Raw genomic sequence first — 1176 nt, forward strand, 5'->3', positions numbered from 1 at the left:
TCAATGTGAACGTGAACCAGCAGCTTGCACAGTTCCAGCAGATCGGCGTGAATGTCCTCAACAACAACGGCGTCATCGGCGCCGGGTTCCGCGGCCCCGATATCGATGTGGCCGCCGCACTGAAGGGCGAAAACAAGCTCACCTTCTGATACCGCCCTTCCCTACACCCCATTGCCGGGCTCTATCCCGGCAATGGGTTTGCAGTCCGTTTACCTGCCATTTTCCCAGGAGGCATCATGGCTATCATCGTCATCAAGGATCTGTCCGAAAACATCGATCTGGACCGCCAGGCAATGCTGGCGATCGCCGGCGGATCGCGATTCCGCACCGGCAGCCGCTTCGTCCAGCCTGTGTCGCAACGGGTCAGGCTGTTCGATCCAGCGCGCATCGGCAGCACCAAGCCCCACACGAAGGACTCGGCGCCACGCTGAAGATTCTCCGCTTCACGACAAAGCCGTCCGGTTCATAGCCGGACGGTTTTTTTGGCGCTGTTCGCGCCAAGTGTGGAATTTTTTCTGCAAGCCTGCGGTCCAATGTCGACCTGAACCGTTGACGGAGGCCCCATGCAAGCACGGCAGTTCGAACAGTTCCTGCAACGCCTGTCCAGCCTGACGCGGCGCCAGCGCGACCACCTGCTCGACCTGCTGCAATCGGCGGCCGGCCTCGAGCGTGTACTCGAGATCGTCGAGCAACCCGGCATGCCACTCTGCTGCCCGCACTGCCAGGCCGACAAACCCTATCGCCACGGCCATGCGCACGGACTGCAGCGCTACCGCTGCCGTAGCTGCCGCCGCACCTTCAACCTGCTCAGCGGCACGCCGCTGGCGCGGCTGCGCCACAAGGCGCACTGGCTCGACTAYCTCGGCTGCATGCTCGAYTCCCGCAGCGTGCGCCGCTCGGCGCGCGAGATCGGCGTGGCCAGCGCGACCAGCTTTCGATGGCGTCACCGTTTCCTGGCCTTGAGCAAGGATGACCGGCCGCAACGGCTGAGTGGCATCGCCGAAGCCGATGAGATGTATGTGCTCGAATCGCACAAGGGGTCCAGACATCTCGACCGTCCGCCACGAAAGCGCGGCGGCAAGGCGACAAAGCGCGGGATCTCGAATGAACAAGTGTGCATCCTGGTGGCACGCGATCGCAGCGGCCAGACCATCGACGCCGTGACCGGCAAGGGCA

2 protein-coding genes are annotated in these 1176 nt (G+C 63.3%); both read left to right on the forward strand.

Annotated elements, in window-relative coordinates:
* Window positions 1-236: 236 nt before the first annotated feature.
* Window positions 237-431 (forward strand): hypothetical protein, encoded by a 195-nt coding sequence (locus AC1DOP_RS27130; RefSeq protein ID WP_442124979.1) that lies wholly within the window; start codon window positions 237-239, stop codon window positions 429-431.
* 132 nt (window positions 432-563) lie between these two features.
* Window positions 564-1176: IS1595 family transposase (locus AC1DOP_RS27135; protein ID WP_477254389.1), on the forward strand; the 613-nt coding region annotated here is incomplete at its 3' end.

This window comes from Massilia sp. 01N410, from assembly GCF_056399665.1.